The 15,750-nt window shown below is 55.8% G+C and carries 13 protein-coding genes; 12 read left to right on the forward strand and 1 reads right to left on the reverse strand.

Annotated elements, in window-relative coordinates:
• The first annotated feature begins 2 nt into the window (after positions 1–2).
• The 5 genes from lpxB to tilS all read left to right on the forward strand — a co-directional run bounded on the left by lpxB (position 3) and on the right by tilS (position 7,710).
• Positions 3–1,202, forward strand: coding sequence for a lipid-A-disaccharide synthase (lpxB, locus tag P8S54_RS14060; RefSeq protein WP_281442220.1), 1,200 nt, complete (start codon positions 3–5; stop codon positions 1,200–1,202).
• Positions 1,192–1,809: a ribonuclease HII gene (gene rnhB / locus P8S54_RS14065; RefSeq protein ID WP_281442221.1), complete on the forward strand. Its 618-nt coding sequence runs from the start codon at positions 1,192–1,194 to the stop codon at positions 1,807–1,809. The genes lpxB and rnhB overlap by 11 nt, the downstream gene beginning before the upstream one ends.
• Before the next feature lie 38 nt (positions 1,810–1,847).
• A complete protein-coding gene (gene dnaE, locus P8S54_RS14070; RefSeq protein WP_281442222.1) occupies positions 1,848–5,351 on the forward strand; it encodes a DNA polymerase III subunit alpha in 3,504 nt (1,167 codons plus the stop codon).
• Positions 5,352–5,483: 132 nt separating this feature from the next.
• Entirely contained in the window at positions 5,484–6,440 is a 957-nt protein-coding gene (gene accA, locus P8S54_RS14075; protein ID WP_281442223.1) for an acetyl-CoA carboxylase carboxyl transferase subunit alpha, read from the forward strand.
• Positions 6,421–7,710: a tRNA lysidine(34) synthetase TilS gene (tilS, locus tag P8S54_RS14080; RefSeq protein WP_281442224.1), complete on the forward strand. Its 1,290-nt coding sequence runs from the start codon at positions 6,421–6,423 to the stop codon at positions 7,708–7,710. The genes accA and tilS overlap by 20 nt, the downstream gene beginning before the upstream one ends.
• Here tilS and ppx read toward each other — a convergent pair.
• Positions 7,682–9,226 carry an exopolyphosphatase gene (ppx, locus tag P8S54_RS14085; protein WP_281442225.1) on the reverse strand — a complete coding sequence of 515 codons (1,545 nt, stop codon included), beginning with the start codon at positions 9,224–9,226 and terminating at the stop codon, positions 7,682–7,684. The genes tilS and ppx overlap by 29 nt on opposite strands.
• Positions 9,227–9,682: 456 nt before the next feature.
• On the opposite strand from ppx, the gene rho reads away from it, so the two are divergent.
• From rho to P8S54_RS14120, 7 genes are all read left to right on the forward strand, one after another.
• Positions 9,683–10,942 carry a transcription termination factor Rho gene (gene rho, locus P8S54_RS14090; protein ID WP_009101764.1) on the forward strand — a complete coding sequence of 420 codons (1,260 nt, stop codon included), beginning with the start codon at positions 9,683–9,685 and terminating at the stop codon, positions 10,940–10,942.
• Positions 10,943–11,015: 73 nt separating this feature from the next.
• Positions 11,016–12,509, forward strand: a complete 1,494-nt coding sequence (ubiD, locus tag P8S54_RS14095) for a 4-hydroxy-3-polyprenylbenzoate decarboxylase (RefSeq protein ID WP_009101766.1) — start codon at positions 11,016–11,018, stop codon at positions 12,507–12,509.
• A 42-nt stretch (positions 12,510–12,551) separates the two neighbouring features.
• On the forward strand, positions 12,552–13,331 hold the full coding sequence (locus P8S54_RS14100) for an NAD(P)H-flavin reductase (RefSeq protein ID WP_009101768.1): 780 nt from the start codon (positions 12,552–12,554) through the stop codon (positions 13,329–13,331).
• Positions 13,332–13,396: 65 nt separating this feature from the next.
• On the forward strand, positions 13,397–13,525 hold the full coding sequence (locus P8S54_RS14105; protein WP_257790896.1) for a hypothetical protein: 129 nt from the start codon (positions 13,397–13,399) through the stop codon (positions 13,523–13,525).
• Positions 13,526–13,887: 362 nt separating this feature from the next.
• The gene (locus tag P8S54_RS14110; protein ID WP_281442226.1) at positions 13,888–14,067 is read left to right on the forward strand and encodes a hypothetical protein; all 180 of its coding nucleotides are present in this window, start codon (positions 13,888–13,890) and stop codon (positions 14,065–14,067) included.
• A gap of 3 nt (positions 14,068–14,070) precedes the next feature.
• Positions 14,071–15,141, forward strand: a complete 1,071-nt coding sequence (locus P8S54_RS14115) for a 3-deoxy-7-phosphoheptulonate synthase (RefSeq protein ID WP_281442227.1) — start codon at positions 14,071–14,073, stop codon at positions 15,139–15,141.
• Positions 15,142–15,232: 91 nt separating this feature from the next.
• Positions 15,233–15,745, forward strand: coding sequence for a DUF3087 family protein (locus tag P8S54_RS14120; RefSeq protein WP_281442228.1), 513 nt, complete (start codon positions 15,233–15,235; stop codon positions 15,743–15,745).
• The last annotated feature ends 5 nt before the right edge of the window (positions 15,746–15,750 follow it).

Here is a 15,750-nt window from a genome sequence, read left to right on the forward strand (position 1 = left end):
TTATGACCCTTGAGCGCGTATACCTTGTGGCTGGCGAGCTTTCCGGCGATATCTTAGGTGCTGGATTGATGCGCGAGTTAAGCGCTCGTCATCCCGGCGTCGAGTTTCGCGGTATGGGTGGGCCACGCATGGAAGCGCAAGGGCTTGTCAGCCGCTTTCCCCTTGAAACGCTATCCGTCATGGGCTTGGTTGAGGTGGTTAAGCATCTTCCTGAGCTGTTACGCGTGCGCCGCACGCTGCGCGAAGAAGCGCTTGTCTGGCAGCCCGATATCATGATTGGTATTGACGCCCCCGACTTTAATATTGGCCTAGAAAAACAGCTACGCGATGCCGGGCTTAAAACTGCCCACTACGTTAGCCCCTCGGTATGGGCGTGGCGGCAGGGGCGAGTCAAAAAGATCGCTAAGGCCGTTGATGGGATGTTAACTCTGCTGCCTTTTGAAGCCGATTTTTACCATCGCCATCATGTGCCCGTCGCCTTTGTGGGTCACCCGTTGGCCGATGAGCTGCCCCTTGAGAATGACCGTCACGCTACTCGTCAAGCGCTTGGACTTCCCTCTGAGGCTTCAATTGTCGCGTTGCTACCCGGCTCCCGGGGCAATGAAATTCGTTTTTTAGGCGCGACTTTTTTACGCGCCGCCGAGTTGCTCTGCCAGCGCCATGAGACGCTTCACGTGGTTATTCCCGCGGCGACCCCGCAGCGTTATCAGGAGGTCAGCCAGCTACTGGTAGGCTATCCCTCCTTACGCGAGCGCGTCTCGCTACTGGATGGCCAGGCCCGCGAAGCCATGGTCGCAAGCGACGCCGTGTTACTGGCTTCGGGCACCGCTGCCCTTGAAGCGATGCTTTGTCATCGTGCGATGTTAGTGGCCTATAAAATGGCCCCGGCTACTCACTGGCTGGCAAAACGATTGGTGAAAACCCAGTGGATTTCACTGCCCAACCTGATCGCTCAAGAGAGCCTGGTGCCTGAATTGATTCAGGAGGCTGCCACATCGGAAGCGATTGCCGATCAGCTTGACCAGCTATTGGCGGATGAGGCGACGCGGCACGCTCTGGAAGCACGTTTTGCACGCATGCATCAAACGCTCCAGCGCAACGCCAGTCAGCGCGCCGCCCAGGCAATCACCTCGCTAGTGGCAGGCGAACCTTTAGATAACGATGAAATAGCGGGCCAAGAAGGGCGACATCATGGCCGTTAAACTTGCTGACTATCCAGCGCTGGTCATTCATTACCAGGGTGATCGTCTGGCGGGTGTGGATGAAGTCGGCCGAGGCCCGCTGATCGGTAGCGTGGTGGCCGCGGCGGTGATTCTTGATCCCTCCCAGCCTATTGAAGGTCTGACAGATTCAAAAAAGCTTACCGCCCGTAAGCGAGAAGCGCTGGACGTGCAGATCCGCGAGCGGGCACTGGCGTTCGCTGTTGCCGAAGCGAGTGCAGCAGAGGTGGATCAGCTCAATATTTACCATGCGACCCATCTGGCGATGTGCCGGGCAGTAGATGCCTTGGCCCCTGAAGCAGAGTATCTGCTGGTAGATGGCAACCGCTTGCCGGGGCACGCACTGCCGGGCCAGGCGGTGGTAAAGGGCGATGCTCGTCATCCGGCGATTGCCGCCGCGTCTATTTTAGCCAAAGTCTTTCGGGATGCGCAGATGGTGGCGCTGGATATGCGCTATCCTGAGTATGGCTTCGCCCGACATAAAGGCTATCCCACGAAAGAGCACTTGGCAGCACTGGCCGCTCATGGGCCACTTGCCGAGCATCGCCGCAGTTTCGCGCCGGTACAGCGTCAGTTAGCGCTGCTGTAAGCCTTCTCTATTTATCTAGTTCTGTTGCTGAGAGTCCCATGACGGTTCCGTTCGTTCATCTACGTTTGCACAGTGAATACTCTCTGGTTGATGGCTTGGTCAAACTCAAGTCATTGATCAGTACCACCGCTGAGCGCGGGATGCCGGCGTTGGCCTTGACCGACGAGGCCAACCTGTTTGGCTTGGTGAAGTTTTACAAAGCCGCCCAAGGAGCCGCGCTTAAGCCCATCATTGGCAGTGATTTATGGCTGCATAACCCCAATGATGACGCGCATCCGTACCGTATTACGCTGCTGGCCATGGACGGGGTTGGGTACCGCAACCTCACCGAGTTAATTTCCAAAGGGTGGAGTGAGGGCCAGCGCCAGGGGCGCGCTATTCTGGATAAACAGTGGGTGCTAGATCAAAGCGACGGCTTGATAGCCCTGTCTGGCGGACGCGAAGGGGAGATTGGCCGCCACTTATTATCTGAGCATGAACGTGAAGCGCGGCTGTTGCTGGAGGAGTGGCAGCGCGCCTTTCCTGATCGCTTCTACCTAGAGCTGATTCGTACGGGGCGGCCGCTTGAGGAAGAGTGTGTTCACGCCAGTGTTCAACTGGCCATTGAGTCAAGCACGCCGGTAGTCGCCACTAACGACGTACGGTTTTTAGAGCGTGAGGACTTTTGGGCCCACGAAACCCGCGTGGCGATTGGCGAAGGCAAAGCGCTAGACGACCCGCGTCGCGAGCGCCGTTATACCGAAGAGCAGTACCTGAAAAGCCCCGAGGAAATGGCCGCACTGTTTGCTGACATACCTGAGGCGCTAGAAAACAGCGTCATGATCGCCGAGCGCTGCAGCGTGGATGTGCGCCTGGGTGAGATTTTCCTACCCGAGTTCGAAATTCCCGAAGGCATGACCCAGGATGAGTTTTTCCGCAAGGTCTCCCACGACGGTTTGACTGAGCGGCTGGATTTTCTTTTTCCTGCCGAGCAATACCCCCGTGATAGCGAGTCATTTCGTGAGATCGACCAGCGCTACCGGGACCGGCTTGAGTTTGAACTGAACGTTATTATCCAGATGGGCTTCCCTGGCTACTTCCTGATCGTTATGGACTTTATTCAGTGGGCCAAGGATAACGATGTGCCGGTAGGGCCGGGGCGTGGCTCGGGTGCGGGTTCACTGGTGGCCTACGCGCAAAAAATCACCGACCTTGACCCCATTGGTTACGACCTGCTGTTTGAGCGCTTTCTAAACCCCGAGCGTGTCTCCATGCCCGACTTTGACGTCGATTTCTGCATGGAAAAGCGCGACAAAGTAATTGAATACGTTGCTAACCGCTACGGTCGTAATGCGGTTTCCCAGATTGTCACTTTTGGCACCATGGCTGCTAAAGCGGTGGTGCGCGACGTAGCGCGTGCCCAAGGCCGCCCCTACTCGCTGGGCGACAAGCTCTCGAAGCTGATTCCTTTTGAAGTGGGCATGACCCTTGCCAAAGCCATTGAGCAAGAGCCCGCGCTCAAAGAGTTCATCGAGAAGGACGAAGAGGCCGAAGAGATCTGGGAGATGGCGCTCAAGCTAGAGGGCACCACCCGAGGCACCGGCAAGCACGCCGGGGGTGTGGTGATTGCGCCCACCAAGCTGACCGACTTTTCGCCGCTGCTTTGTGATGAAGATGGCTCAGGCTTAGTGGTTCAGTTTGATAAAAACGATATTGAAGAGGCTGGGCTGGTCAAGTTTGACTTCCTCGGGCTGCGTACGCTGACGATTATCGACTGGGCCCTTAAAATGGTCGATAAAGTGCGGGGTGTTAACGGCCAAGAGCCGCTCAACATCGACGCTATTCCGTTAGACGACGGCAAAACCTTCGAGATGCTCAAGCGGGCTGAAACTACCGCCGTCTTCCAGTTGGAATCCCGCGGTATGAAGGAGCTGATCAAGCGTCTGCTGCCAGATTCGCTAGACGATATGATCGCTCTGGTGGCGCTGTTCCGCCCGGGGCCGCTGCAGTCGGGCATGGTCGATGACTTTATCAACCGTAAGCACGGTCGTGCAGAAGTCTCTTATCCACACCCGGATTATCAGCACGAACTGTTGAAACCGGTGCTAAGCCCCACCTACGGCATTATCTTGTATCAAGAGCAGGTCATGCAGATCGCTCAGGTGATGGCGGGATACTCGCTGGGGCAGGCGGATATGCTGCGTCGCGCCATGGGTAAGAAAAAGCCCGAAGAGATGGCCAAACAGCGCGCAGGCTTTATGGAAGGGTGCGCCGACAACGGCATCGACAAAGATTTGGCGGGCAATATCTTTGACCTAGTAGAAAAGTTTGCGGGCTACGGTTTTAACAAGTCCCACTCCGCGGCTTACGCCTTGGTATCGTATCAAACCGCCTGGCTGAAGGCTCACTACCCAGGGCCGTTTATGGCCGCGGTTATGTCCACGGAAATGGATAACCTGGATAAAGTGGTGCCGTTAATTGAGGAGTGCCGCAACCTCAAGCTTACCGTTACCCCGCCGGATGTTAACGTCGGTGGTTACAGATTTACTGTCGATACCGAAGGCCGTGTGGTGTACGGGCTGGGGGCGATACGCGGTGTCGGCGAAGGGCCGATTGGCGCCATTGTTGAGGCCCGCAATACCGATGGCCCGTTCAAAGACCTGTTTGATTTCTGTCGCCGCCTCGACCCCAAACGGATGAACAAGCGGACCTTGGAAGCGCTGATTCGATCAGGGGCGCTGGATACGCTTGGGCCCAACAGGGCAGTGCTTGCCGCCGCCATGGAAGACGCCCTAAAAGCCGCTGCTCAAAACCACGCGAACCAGAACCTGGGTATGCTGGATATGTTCGGTGAGTCGTTCAGCGCAGAAGAGGAAGCAAGCGACCCTTACGCCGAATATCATAACGCCCGTGAATGGACTGACCGCGAGCGGCTCTCAGGGGAAAAAGATACCCTGGGCCTCTACCTGACAGGTCACCCAATTGATGAGTACGAGCGGGAGCTAAAACGCTTTGTCTCGACACGCATCAGCGATCTAAAACCTTCCCGCGAGCCGCAGCGGGTGGCGGGGCTGGTAGTGGCGATGCGTACGATGAAGTCCAAGCGTGGCGATACCATGGCATTTATCACCTTGGATGACCGTACCGGGCGCATTGAAGCCTCGCTGTTTGGTGAATTGTTTGAGCAGCTACGCGGCCAGATTGAGTCTGATCAGGTGATTATTGTCGAAGGGGAGGTCTCAAATGATGACTTTTCTGGCGGCATGCGCCTGCGTGGCAAAGATGTAACGCCCATGGTGACGGCGCGGATACGCTACGGGCAGGCAGTGGAGCTGGCACTGGATGCCGAGCAGATCAACGGCCGGTTGGTGGAAAGCCTGCGCGACAGCCTCACCCCCTACCGGGATGAAGCGGGCTTGCCCGTGCGTTTGCAGTATCGCCATCCGGATGCGGTGGCATGGCTGGAGCTAGCCGATGAGTGGAAGGTAGCCCCCAGCGATGACTTGCTGCTCGCGCTGCGCGATGTGCAAGGACAGGCAGGTGTGCAACTGCGCTATCGATAACGCTCACTGATAGATAATGCACGGTTAAATAGCAGTAGGGCGTGTACCCAACTTGCGTGGCAGGGTCAGGGTGCGATAATGCCCTTTATTTTCTAATGACATATGCATGCTTACTTTGATCAGGCAGAGCCGATGAATCCTAATTACCTCGATTTTGAACAGCCCATTGCCGAACTCCAGGCAAAAATTGAAGAGCTGCGTTTGGTCAGCTCTGATAGCCAGGTGAATCTCTCCGATGAGATTGCTCGGCTGGAAGAGAAAAGTCGCAAGTTAACCGAATCGATCTTCAAGGATTTAACGCCCTGGCAGGTTTCCCAGATATCTCGCCACCCTCAGCGCCCTTACACGCTGGATTATCTTGAGCATATTTTTACCGATTTTGATGAGCTTCACGGCGACCGAAATTTTGCTGACGACGCGGCACTGGTCGGTGGTATTGCGCGCTTGAATGATGCGCCGGTAATGGTCATCGGCCATCAAAAAGGCCGTGATGTAAAAGAGAAGGTGCGCCGCAACTTCGGTATGCCGCGCCCAGAAGGTTATCGTAAAGCCTGCCGTTTAATGGAAATGGCCGAGCGCTTTAAAATGCCGATTCTGACGTTTATCGATACGCCTGGCGCTTACCCGGGTATCGATGCTGAGGAGCGTGGTCAGTCAGAAGCCATTGCGTATAACCTGGCCGTGATGTCGCGTCTGAAAACCCCCATTATTTCCACTGTGGTTGGTGAGGGGGGCTCTGGTGGCGCACTGGCGATAGGTGTGTGTGATGAGCTGCATATGTTGCAGTACTCTACCTACTCGGTAATTTCACCAGAAGGCTGTGCTTCCATCCTGTGGAAGAGCGCGGAAAAAGCCTCCGATGCCGCTCAGGCCATGGGGATTACCGCCGAACGTCTGAAAGAGTTAGGTTTTGTCGACGAGCTGATCAAAGAACCGCTGGGCGGCGCTCATCGCCACCCGCTGACCACCGCCGAGCGTGTTAAAGAAGCCTTGGCAGGCAGCCTTGATCGCCTACAACGTCTAGATACCGATGCGCTGCTTGATCGCCGCTACAAGCGCCTGATGAGCTATGGCGCCCCAGCTGCCTAAGCCGCTACTCCGCTTGCTAAATGACGCCCTGGCGGAGACCCCGCCAGGGCGTACTATTTGGGTAGCACTTTCCGGCGGGCTGGACTCGTCGCTGCTGCTGACGCTTGCTGCTCACGTTTGCCGAGATGCGAGTCGCCCGCTGCGCGCTATCCACATCAACCATGGGCTGCAATCAGCCGCCAGCGCCTTCGAGGCGCACTGTCGGTTAGTGTGTGATGGCCTAGGTGTGCCGCTGACCGTGGTTCATGTGGTGGTGAACAGCCAGGGAGAGGGCATTGAGAGCGCTGCACGGCATGCGCGTTATAGCGCCTTCAAGCAGTCGATCCCCCACGGCGATACGCTCTGGTTGGCCCAGCATCAGGATGACCAGGCGGAAACCTTGCTACTGGCAGCGCTGCGGGGCAGCGGTATTCGGGGCTTAGCGGGCATGCCCTACCGGCGTGTGTGGCAAGGGTTAACCCTACTGCGCCCCTGGTTGAGTATTAGCCGGCGCACGCTAGCGGAAACCGCCAAGGAGCTGGCGCTGGAGTGGTATGAAGACCCTACCAACGCGGATGTGGCGTTTGACCGTAATCGCCTGCGTTACCAAGTGATGCCGCAGCTTCAAACGCGCTGGCCAGGCGCCGCAAGCTCGCTTGCAAAAAGTGCCCAGCACGCTGGGGAAGCTGACCAGCTACTGGTCGAGTATGCGGCGAGCGAATTGGCAAGCCTTGCGGTGGGGGAGGGTTGCCTTGACACCACCGCGCTAGGCCAGCGTAGTCTCCCCCGCCAGCGCTTGCTGGTGCGTACCTTCTGCCAACAGTTAGGCTTACCTACTCCGCCCCAGAAACGCTTAGACAGCCTGTTGGCGCAGCTAGCCGTCTCCACCGATGCACAGGTGAAGGTGGTATGGCCGGGCGTTGAGGCGCGGGTATGGCGTCAGCGGCTCTATCTTATGGCCGCTTTGCCACCGCTGCCTGACTGGGAAACGGCTTGGGATGGTCAGGCAGGACTTTCCACTCCGCTGGGAAAACTGATGGTTTCAATGCCATCCTCGCGTTCGATGACGCTGCGCTGGCGTCAGGGGGGCGAGGTTATTGATCTTCCAGGCCGCGGTCGCCGGGATTTAAAGCGGCTGCTGCAAGAGAGCGGGCTGCCGCCTTGGGAACGCAAGCGCTTAATAGTGGTGCTAGAGGGGGAGAGGTGCGTTGGCGTCATTCAACCGCCTGCCCAGGTGCTATGGCAGGCGAAAGAGACTATTTTTACTGTTCCTGACGTACGGCAAACGTAAATCCAGCCGCGACCATAAACGCCTGCTCTTGCTCCATGTCGGTGCTGAGTAGGGTGGGCTCATCGCTAGTAGGCAGTGTCACTGTCAGTATTGAGTCCTCCACGCTAATTTCCGGCAAAGGGGGGGCGCTCTCGGGCCGAGAGTGGTTGATCAGTACGGCAAGGCGCAGCAAGCGGGCCAGTTTTGCACACCCTTCCTGATGTGAAATGGGCAGTGCCTGCCACTCTTTGAGCGGGAATTTGCGTCGGTGAGCGCGTACTAAAAATGCCAATAACCGCTGCTCCGGGCGTGAAAAGCCTGCCAAGTCGGAGTGCTCTAGCAAGTAAGCACCGTGACGATGGAACTGACTATGCGAGATGGCCAAGCCAATTTCATGCACATGGCTGGCCCATATGAGGTAGTGGCCCTGTGTTTTGGTTAGTCCCCATGCCTTTTTTACTTTATGAAACAAGCGAGCGGCGGTATCGGCGACGTTTTCCGCTTGTCGGGAATCAGCATCGTAAATCCGTTTTAGCGCATCCACGCTCTTGGAGCGGGTATCCTCTGCGCTGTTGCGTCCAGCCATGTCGTACAGCACGCCTTCCCGCAGGGCGCCATCGGCAAAGCGCATTTGGGAAAGGTTAAAGGCTTCAAAGATAGCGCTCAAAATGGCGATACCTGCCGGAAAAACTTTTGCCCGGTCGGGTTTTAGGCCGTCTAGTTCAACTTTATCCAAATGTTTGCACTTCAGCAGACGTTCACGGAGCTTTTTCAAGCCACTACGGGTGATAACGCCCTCTTGAGGCGTGTCGCCGTAGGCGTATAGCACGCTTGCAGCGGCTTTAATCGTTCCGCTTGAACCTACGGGGTCGTCCCAGCCAAGGCGCTGGTAAGGACGTTGAATGTTGGCTAATTCAGAAAACGCCGCCAGCTCAGCGCGGCGCATGCGCTTTTCACTTAGCTCATCATCGGGGAAGAAACGGCGGCTAAAGGTAACACAGCCCATCCGCAGGCTTTCCAGCGCTTTGGGCTCAAAGGACTCGCCAATGATAAATTCGGTAGACCCGCCGCCAATATCAACAATAAAACGTCGGCCATTTTCTGCTAAAGCGTGGGCAGCCCCCAAGTAAATCAAACGGGCTTCTTCTCGGCCGGCAATAATTTCAATGGCATGACCGAGCTGGGCTTCGGCGCGCTCAATAAAGGCTTGGCTGTTATTGGCATCGCGCAATGCATTAGTGCCCACAATGCGCAGGTTGGCGTCTTCAATATCTTTTAGAAAGGGCGCAAATCGGCCTAGGCAGTCTAATGCTCGCTGCATAGCAGCTTCGCTTAGGTAGCCCTGGTCATCTAGCCCGGCGGCTAACTGCACTTTTTCTCCCAGACGAGCGACCACCTGTAGGCGCTCGTTTTGGTAGTTAGCCACCAGTAAATGGAAGCTATTTGAACCTAGGTCGATGGCAGCTAAGCGCTGCGGATCACCATAGTCAACGTCTTCCTTTACTGCGGTGGTAGGGAGTGAAATGTCCTTGGGCATGAGCTATCCTTCCTGTTGGCTATGCCAAGGTTGCGGCGCCCTCTGACTATTGTCAATTGTCAAAGGCTTGCGTTTATCGCAGCCCTTGACTACCATCGAGCTACTGGCTTGATCCGAGTTGGCTTGTTCGTCTATTTAACAAGCGTAGTGACTCGGTTATCCCGAGCAGTACGTATCCAGATGGCATCAGCCAGATGTCCAAGTCGTCAGATAACCCGCTGAAACAGCATTTTTCTGTGCCGATCAGATTAACTAGTTTATTAGCACCCTCTCGCTAAGTAGTCATTGATGCCGTCACTTCTTAATTTGGTATCTGATTCAAGACTGCCCAGCCTTCAGTATTCGAGAGTGTGCCTAGATGGGTTCTGAACGCATCACTCGGCGGAATGACCACGCCTCCTGTCTTATTCCCGGCGCCTAGCGTCCAGCTTTCATGAGCAACTTTCTAACACACCGATGAATCTCACTGAACTCAAGCAAAAATCCGTTCCCGAGCTGCTCGATATCGCCCGCGAGATGGGTATCGACAACTTAGCCCGTTCGCGCAAGCAGGACATCATTTTCGCTATCCTCAAGAAGCACGCCAAAAGCGGTGAGGATATTTATGGCGATGGTGTGCTGGAAATTCTCCAGGATGGCTTTGGCTTCCTGCGCAGCGCCGACAGCTCCTACCTCGCCGGACCGGACGATATCTACGTATCGCCGTCACAGATTCGTCGTTTCAATCTGCGTAAAGGCGACTCCATTTCCGGCAAAATCCGCCCGCCGAAAGAGGGTGAGCGCTACTTTGCGCTGCTCAAAGTTAGTCAGATCAACTTTGACCGTCCCGAAAACGCCAAGCATAAGATTCTCTTTGAGAACTTAACGCCGCTGTTTCCGGATGACCGGATGCGCATGGAGATTGGCAACGGGTCTACTGAAGACCTGACCGCTCGGATCATTGATCTGACCGCGCCGATCGGCAAAGGCCAACGTGGCCTGCTGGTGTCGCCGCCGAAAGCGGGTAAGACACTGATGCTGCAGAACATCGCGACATCGATTACGCGTAACAACCCTGAGTGTCATCTGATCGTTCTGCTGATCGATGAGCGCCCTGAGGAAGTGACTGAGATGTCGCGCACCGTGCGCGGTGAAGTCGTTGCCTCTACGTTTGATGAGCCACCGGCCCGCCACGTGCAGGTTGCCGAAATGGTCATCGAAAAGGCTAAGCGTCTGGTTGAGCACAAAAAGGACGTGGTGATTCTGCTTGATTCCATCACCCGTTTGGCCCGTGCATACAACACCGTGGTACCCAGCTCCGGCAAAGTACTGACCGGTGGTGTAGATGCCCACGCGCTTGAGAAGCCAAAGCGTTTCTTCGGTGCTGCGCGTAATATCGAAGAGGGCGGCAGCCTGACGATTATTGCCACTGCGCTAGTAGATACCGGTTCGAAAATGGACGAGGTCATCTTCGAGGAGTTCAAGGGTACCGGCAACATGGAAGCGCACCTTGACCGCAAACTAGCTGAGAAGCGTGTCTTCCCGGCGATCAATATTCGTCGCAGCGGCACCCGCCGTGAAGACCTGCTGGCCTCTGAAGATGAAATGCAGCGCATGTGGATTCTGCGCAAGCTGCTCAACCCGATGGAAGATACGGCTGCCACCGAGTTCCTGATTGATCGTCTGAAAGATACCAAGACGAACCTGGAATTCTTTGAAGCAATGAAGCGCCGCTAGGCGCTGCATTACGGCTAAGCACTAGCGATAGCAACGCCTGACAGCCGGGGTGAAGTGCCTTGAGGAGAGAGCCTTGAAGTACCACGACTTGCGCGATTTTATTGCGGCCCTAGAAGCACAGGGTGAACTCAAGCGAATTAAAGCTGAAGTTGATCCTTACCTGGAAATCACTGAAATCTGCGACCGCACGCTGCGTGCCGGTGGCCCTGCATTATTGTTTGAGAATGTGAAGGGACACGACATGCCGCTGTTGGGCAATCTGTTTGGTACACCCAAGCGGGTAGCACTGGGCATGGGGCAGGATTCAGTAGAGGCGCTGCGTGAAGTAGGTAAGCTACTGGCGTTCTTAAAAGAGCCAGATCCGCCCAAAGGTCTAAAAGACGCCTGGGACAAGCTGCCGATCTTCAAACAAGTGCTTAGCATGGGCCCAAAAAGTGTCAAGCGCGCGCCGGTGCAGGACGTCGTTTATGAAGGCGATGAGGTTGATCTAGGCCGATTGCCCATTCAGCACTGCTGGCCTGGCGATGCGGCCCCCTTGGTGACGTGGCCCCTGGTGATTACCAAAGGTCCCCACAAAAAGCGTCAAAACCTGGGCATTTACCGCCAGCAGAAAATCGCCAAAAACCGTCTGATTATGCGCTGGCTTTCCCATCGCGGCGGCGCGCTGGATTTTCTTGAGTTTCAAAAAGCCCATCCTGGTGAGCCTTTTCCGGTCGCCGTAGCGCTAGGCGCCGACCCGGCAACGATTTTGGGTGCAGTGACTCCTGTGCCAGATTCGCTCTCTGAATATGCCTTTGCCGGACTACTGCGCGGTTCTCGCACTGAGCTTGTTAAGTGTGGCCACGCTGATCTTGAAGTGCCCGCCTCCGCTGAGATTATTCTTGAAGGCTTTATTTACCCGGATGATATGGCACCAGAAGGGCCGTTTGGTGACCATACCGGTTATTACAACGAGGTTGACCACTTCCCGGTGTTCACCGTGACGCGGATGACCATGCGCCGCGATGCCATTTATCACTCCACCTATACAGGCCGCCCACCCGACGAGCCCGCCATTTTAGGCGTCGCGCTTAACGAAGTGTTTGTGCCGATTTTGGCTAAGCAGTTTCCTGAAATTGTCGATTTCTACCTGCCGCCAGAAGGCTGCTCCTACCGCATGGCCGTAGTGACGATGAAAAAGCAGTATCCCGGTCACGCCAAGCGCGTGATGATGGGGGTATGGAGCTTCTTACGCCAGTTTATGTACACTAAGTTTGTCATTGTGCTGGACGACGACGTGGATGCGCGCAATTGGGAAGATGTCATGTGGGCGATCACCACCCGGATGGACCCGGCGCGGGATACGGTCATGGTGGAAAATACCCCCATCGACTATCTCGATTTTGCGTCGCCTGTCTCTGGGCTAGGGTCCAAAATGGGGCTGGATGCAACCAATAAATGGCCCGGCGAAACCGACCGCGAGTGGGGCACGCCGATTGTGATGGATGACGCGGTGAAGACGCGAGTCGATGAGCGTTGGGATGAGTTGGGCATCGATATTCCGTTACCCGCGCCTCGCCACAGTTAACCTGACGGTGCGGTTCAAACGACTTTTCACAAAGAGGCTTTAATGAGCGCAACGACGTTAACGTGTAAAACGCTAACCTGCCAAGTCACCGCTGTTGAGGATTTAAATCCTGACGTATTTGGGGTGACCGTCGAAGGGCGCGCTGAAGCCATGCAGCATGCACCAGGACAATATCTAGAGCTCAAACTAGACGACGAAACCTGGGTGCCATTTTCCATTGCCAGCGCCGACCGTCGAGACGGCACCATCGAGCTGCATATTCAGCACTGGCCAGAGCGCGATAATTCAGCGCGCCTGCGTGATCTGCTGCAAGTGGCCAATCAGTTAACGGTGCGCCTGCCCAGCGGCGAGTGTGTACTGGATACTGAAAGTGAGCGCCCATTGTTGCTGATTGCTGCAGGGACCGGTTTCGCTCAAATGAAAGCGATCATGGAAGCTTCCCTGCAAAGCCAACCAGAACGGCCTATCTCGCTCTGGTGGGCTGCGCGTGAACACCGCGATCTTTATGCTGAAAACCTAGCTACCCAGTGGGCACAGCAGCACGCCAATGTCTCTTTTCAAGCAGTGACCGAGTTTCCGCTGACTGAACCATTAGCGCCGGGTGAGCGTATCTCCCATTACCAGGGGCGGGTTGACCTGGTGTTGGAAAAGGCGTTAATGAAAGCCACTGAAAAAGCTCCTGTTCGGCCCAGCGATTGCGACATTTACCTCTCTGGCTCGCCGGGAATGGTGTATGCCTGTGTTGCTATCCTTGAACGCCAAGGTGTTGGTATTGAGCGTATGTTTTCGGATGTATTTGCCTACGCACCGCGTCCCCAATAAAATGGCCGACCAACGCATGCTATCTCTGTCTCGCTAACCCCCTATCCCGATAACAAGGAGGCTTTATGGCCGATCATGACGACAACTTTAAAGATGAATCTGGTTTGCTTGCCATTGTCCTGGGCCTTGTGGTGCTGGTAAGCATGAGCGCGCTGCCTGCAACGATTGGTTGGATACAAGCATTTAGTGGCTGATAGTTGCCATTTTGCCCGTATGCAGGCAGGATTAAGCCAATAGACCCAACGTCTTCGGCGAATTTATTAAACATTGGATAATGTTATGCACATTGCACTCACTACACAGCGCCCCAACGCCAAGCCGGAAACGGCGGTTAGCGCGTGGATCTCTGAGTGTGTAAGTGCGTTTGCATTTGTTTATGCTGCGTATTGGTTTAGCCACGGTGTGCCCCTGGCCGACCGATAAGGTCGCGCTAACAGGCACACCACCTCGGTTGCCTGCCGCATGCAAAGAAGCCTCGGTTGGTAACCCAACCGAGGCTTCTTTTGTTTTAAGCCTATCAACACCGTCCATAGAACATTCATCAAGGAGCTGCACCATGTCTTACCGCGTACACGCTATCGCCTCTCCCATTGCCCCCCGCTATATCGGTTATGGCTATGGCTGGCGATTTAGCGGCGCGCGGTCGGTGCAAGCTGCCACCTCCGACCGTGCCTGCTTGGGTGGCCAGTTAGTCACGCGAAGTCATACGCGATGTCACACGCTTTCGGAGAGATAAATAATGAATGCCCATGCCAGTCCTGCAAAGTCACCGCTATCGTCATTAACTAATGGTCCTACGGGTACGACTCAGCCGTTGCCGCTGCCTGTAGAGCTTCGCCGACGTATCGGCATTAGTGCGCCGTTGAGCGAGCAAATTACCCAGCAGCGCCACGCAGTTCAGCGCGTTCTCAATGGTCAAGACAATCGGCTACTGGTCGTTGTGGGTCCATGCTCGATTCATGACCCGGACGCGGCCCTTGAGTACGCCGATAGGCTAGCGGCGCTGAGCGATGAAATCAGCGAGCAAATTCTGCCGGTCATGCGTGTATATGTCGAAAAGCCCCGCACCACCGTCGGGTGGAAAGGCCTCGCCTACGACCCAGATCTAGACGGTAGCGGCGATATGCCCCGCGGGATTGCACTCTCCCGTGAGCTCATGCACGCAGTAGCCGCGCGAGGCCTGCCGGTGGCCACCGAGCTTTTGCAGCCAATGCTGGCGCCCTACCTGGATGACCTGCTGAGCTGGGTAGCGATTGGCGCGCGCACCACAGAGTCCCAGCTGCACCGGGAGCTGGCCAGCGATTTAAGCGCTGCAGTGGGGTTCAAAAATGCCACCAGTGGCGATGTGCAGGTAGCCATTGATGCTATGCAGGCAGCAGCGCATTCCCATCAGCGTTTTGCCATCGACAGTGAAGGTCGGCCAGTTATGCAGGAAAGTGCTGGCAACCCTCATACCCACCTGGTACTGCGGGGCGGTCACGGCGAGCCCAATTACCAGGCCCACCATGTGCGCTCATCGGTAAATGCCTTACACAAAGCAGGTCAAAACCCCCGTTTGATGGTGGACTGCAGTCATGCCAATGCGCGTAAAGATCATCGCCGCCAAAGCGAGGTTATGCTGGACGTGCTTGCTCAGCGTAAAGCAGGCGATGCTAACCTAGTAGCGTTGATGCTTGAAAGCTACCTGTTTGAAGGTAAGCAAGCGCTTAAACCCAGCAGTATGCGCTACGGGGTGTCGGTGACTGACGCCTGCGTTAGCTGGGAAGCAACGGAGCGGCTGCTTAAAACGGCCGCCGAGCGAATGGGCTAAACCAGCAATCTCTATGCATTGCTAGATAACCTCTTGTCTGGCTGGGTCAGCCCCGTATCATAAGAGCCTTCTATTGATAATGAGGTTGGCCATGGCTTTTACGCTTGAACAACATAGTCCAGATGCTTACCGTCGCAAAGCGCGCATGATCAGTATCGTGATGGCAGGGCAGCTAGTGGTTTTTGGGCTGCTGTTTTCAATGCTATTAGCCGCCACCTTTGGCGGCAGCTTCTGGATGAACGCCCTGGGCGTGCTGCTTGGGTTGCTGGCCACTAGTGCGATGTTCGCTGTGCTGCGTGATCGACCCTGGATGACTGAAATGCGTTACGTCTGGCAGCTCAAACATCACCTTTCGCATATTAGCGGCTACTTACAGCCTCTACGCCGAGGTGTGGAAGAGAACAATCGCGTAGCGCTGGATATCGTGACGTTCTACCACCAGGGAATGACCCAGTTGGCTGAGCTCAATGGCCGTACCACTGACGATGATGCTGAGCGCCTTGCTGAAAAAATGCAGATAAAATTAAAGCGCGAAGAACTAGGGCTGCCAGAGCAGGTAGACCGCTTTGATCCGCAGGACTTGAGCGCCTTTAAACGCCGCTAGAGCCG

This window comes from Halomonas sp. M1 (assembly GCF_029581375.1).
Lineage (GTDB): Bacteria > Pseudomonadota > Gammaproteobacteria > Pseudomonadales > Halomonadaceae > Vreelandella.

Excerpts from the sequence above, each read along its gene's own strand:
- P8S54_RS14105 (WP_257790896.1), top strand. The coding sequence starts at position 13,397 with ATGGCCGATCATGACGACAACTTTAAAGATGAATCTGGTTTGCTTGCC.
- P8S54_RS14110 (WP_281442226.1), top strand. The coding sequence starts at position 13,888 with ATGTCTTACCGCGTACACGCTATCGCCTCTCCCATTGCCCCCCGCTAT.
- rho (WP_009101764.1), top strand. The coding sequence starts at position 9,683 with ATGAATCTCACTGAACTCAAGCAAAAATCCGTTCCCGAGCTGCTCGAT.
- P8S54_RS14115 (WP_281442227.1), top strand. The coding sequence starts at position 14,071 with ATGAATGCCCATGCCAGTCCTGCAAAGTCACCGCTATCGTCATTAACT.
- lpxB (WP_281442220.1), top strand. The coding sequence starts at position 3 with ATGACCCTTGAGCGCGTATACCTTGTGGCTGGCGAGCTTTCCGGCGAT.
- ppx (WP_281442225.1), bottom strand. The coding sequence starts at position 9,226 with ATGCCCAAGGACATTTCACTCCCTACCACCGCAGTAAAGGAAGACGTT.
- accA (WP_281442223.1), top strand. The coding sequence starts at position 5,484 with ATGAATCCTAATTACCTCGATTTTGAACAGCCCATTGCCGAACTCCAG.
- rnhB (WP_281442221.1), top strand. The coding sequence starts at position 1,192 with ATGGCCGTTAAACTTGCTGACTATCCAGCGCTGGTCATTCATTACCAG.
- dnaE (WP_281442222.1), top strand. The coding sequence starts at position 1,848 with ATGACGGTTCCGTTCGTTCATCTACGTTTGCACAGTGAATACTCTCTG.
- P8S54_RS14120 (WP_281442228.1), top strand. The coding sequence starts at position 15,233 with ATGGCTTTTACGCTTGAACAACATAGTCCAGATGCTTACCGTCGCAAA.
- tilS (WP_281442224.1), top strand. The coding sequence starts at position 6,421 with ATGGCGCCCCAGCTGCCTAAGCCGCTACTCCGCTTGCTAAATGACGCC.
- P8S54_RS14100 (WP_009101768.1), top strand. The coding sequence starts at position 12,552 with ATGAGCGCAACGACGTTAACGTGTAAAACGCTAACCTGCCAAGTCACC.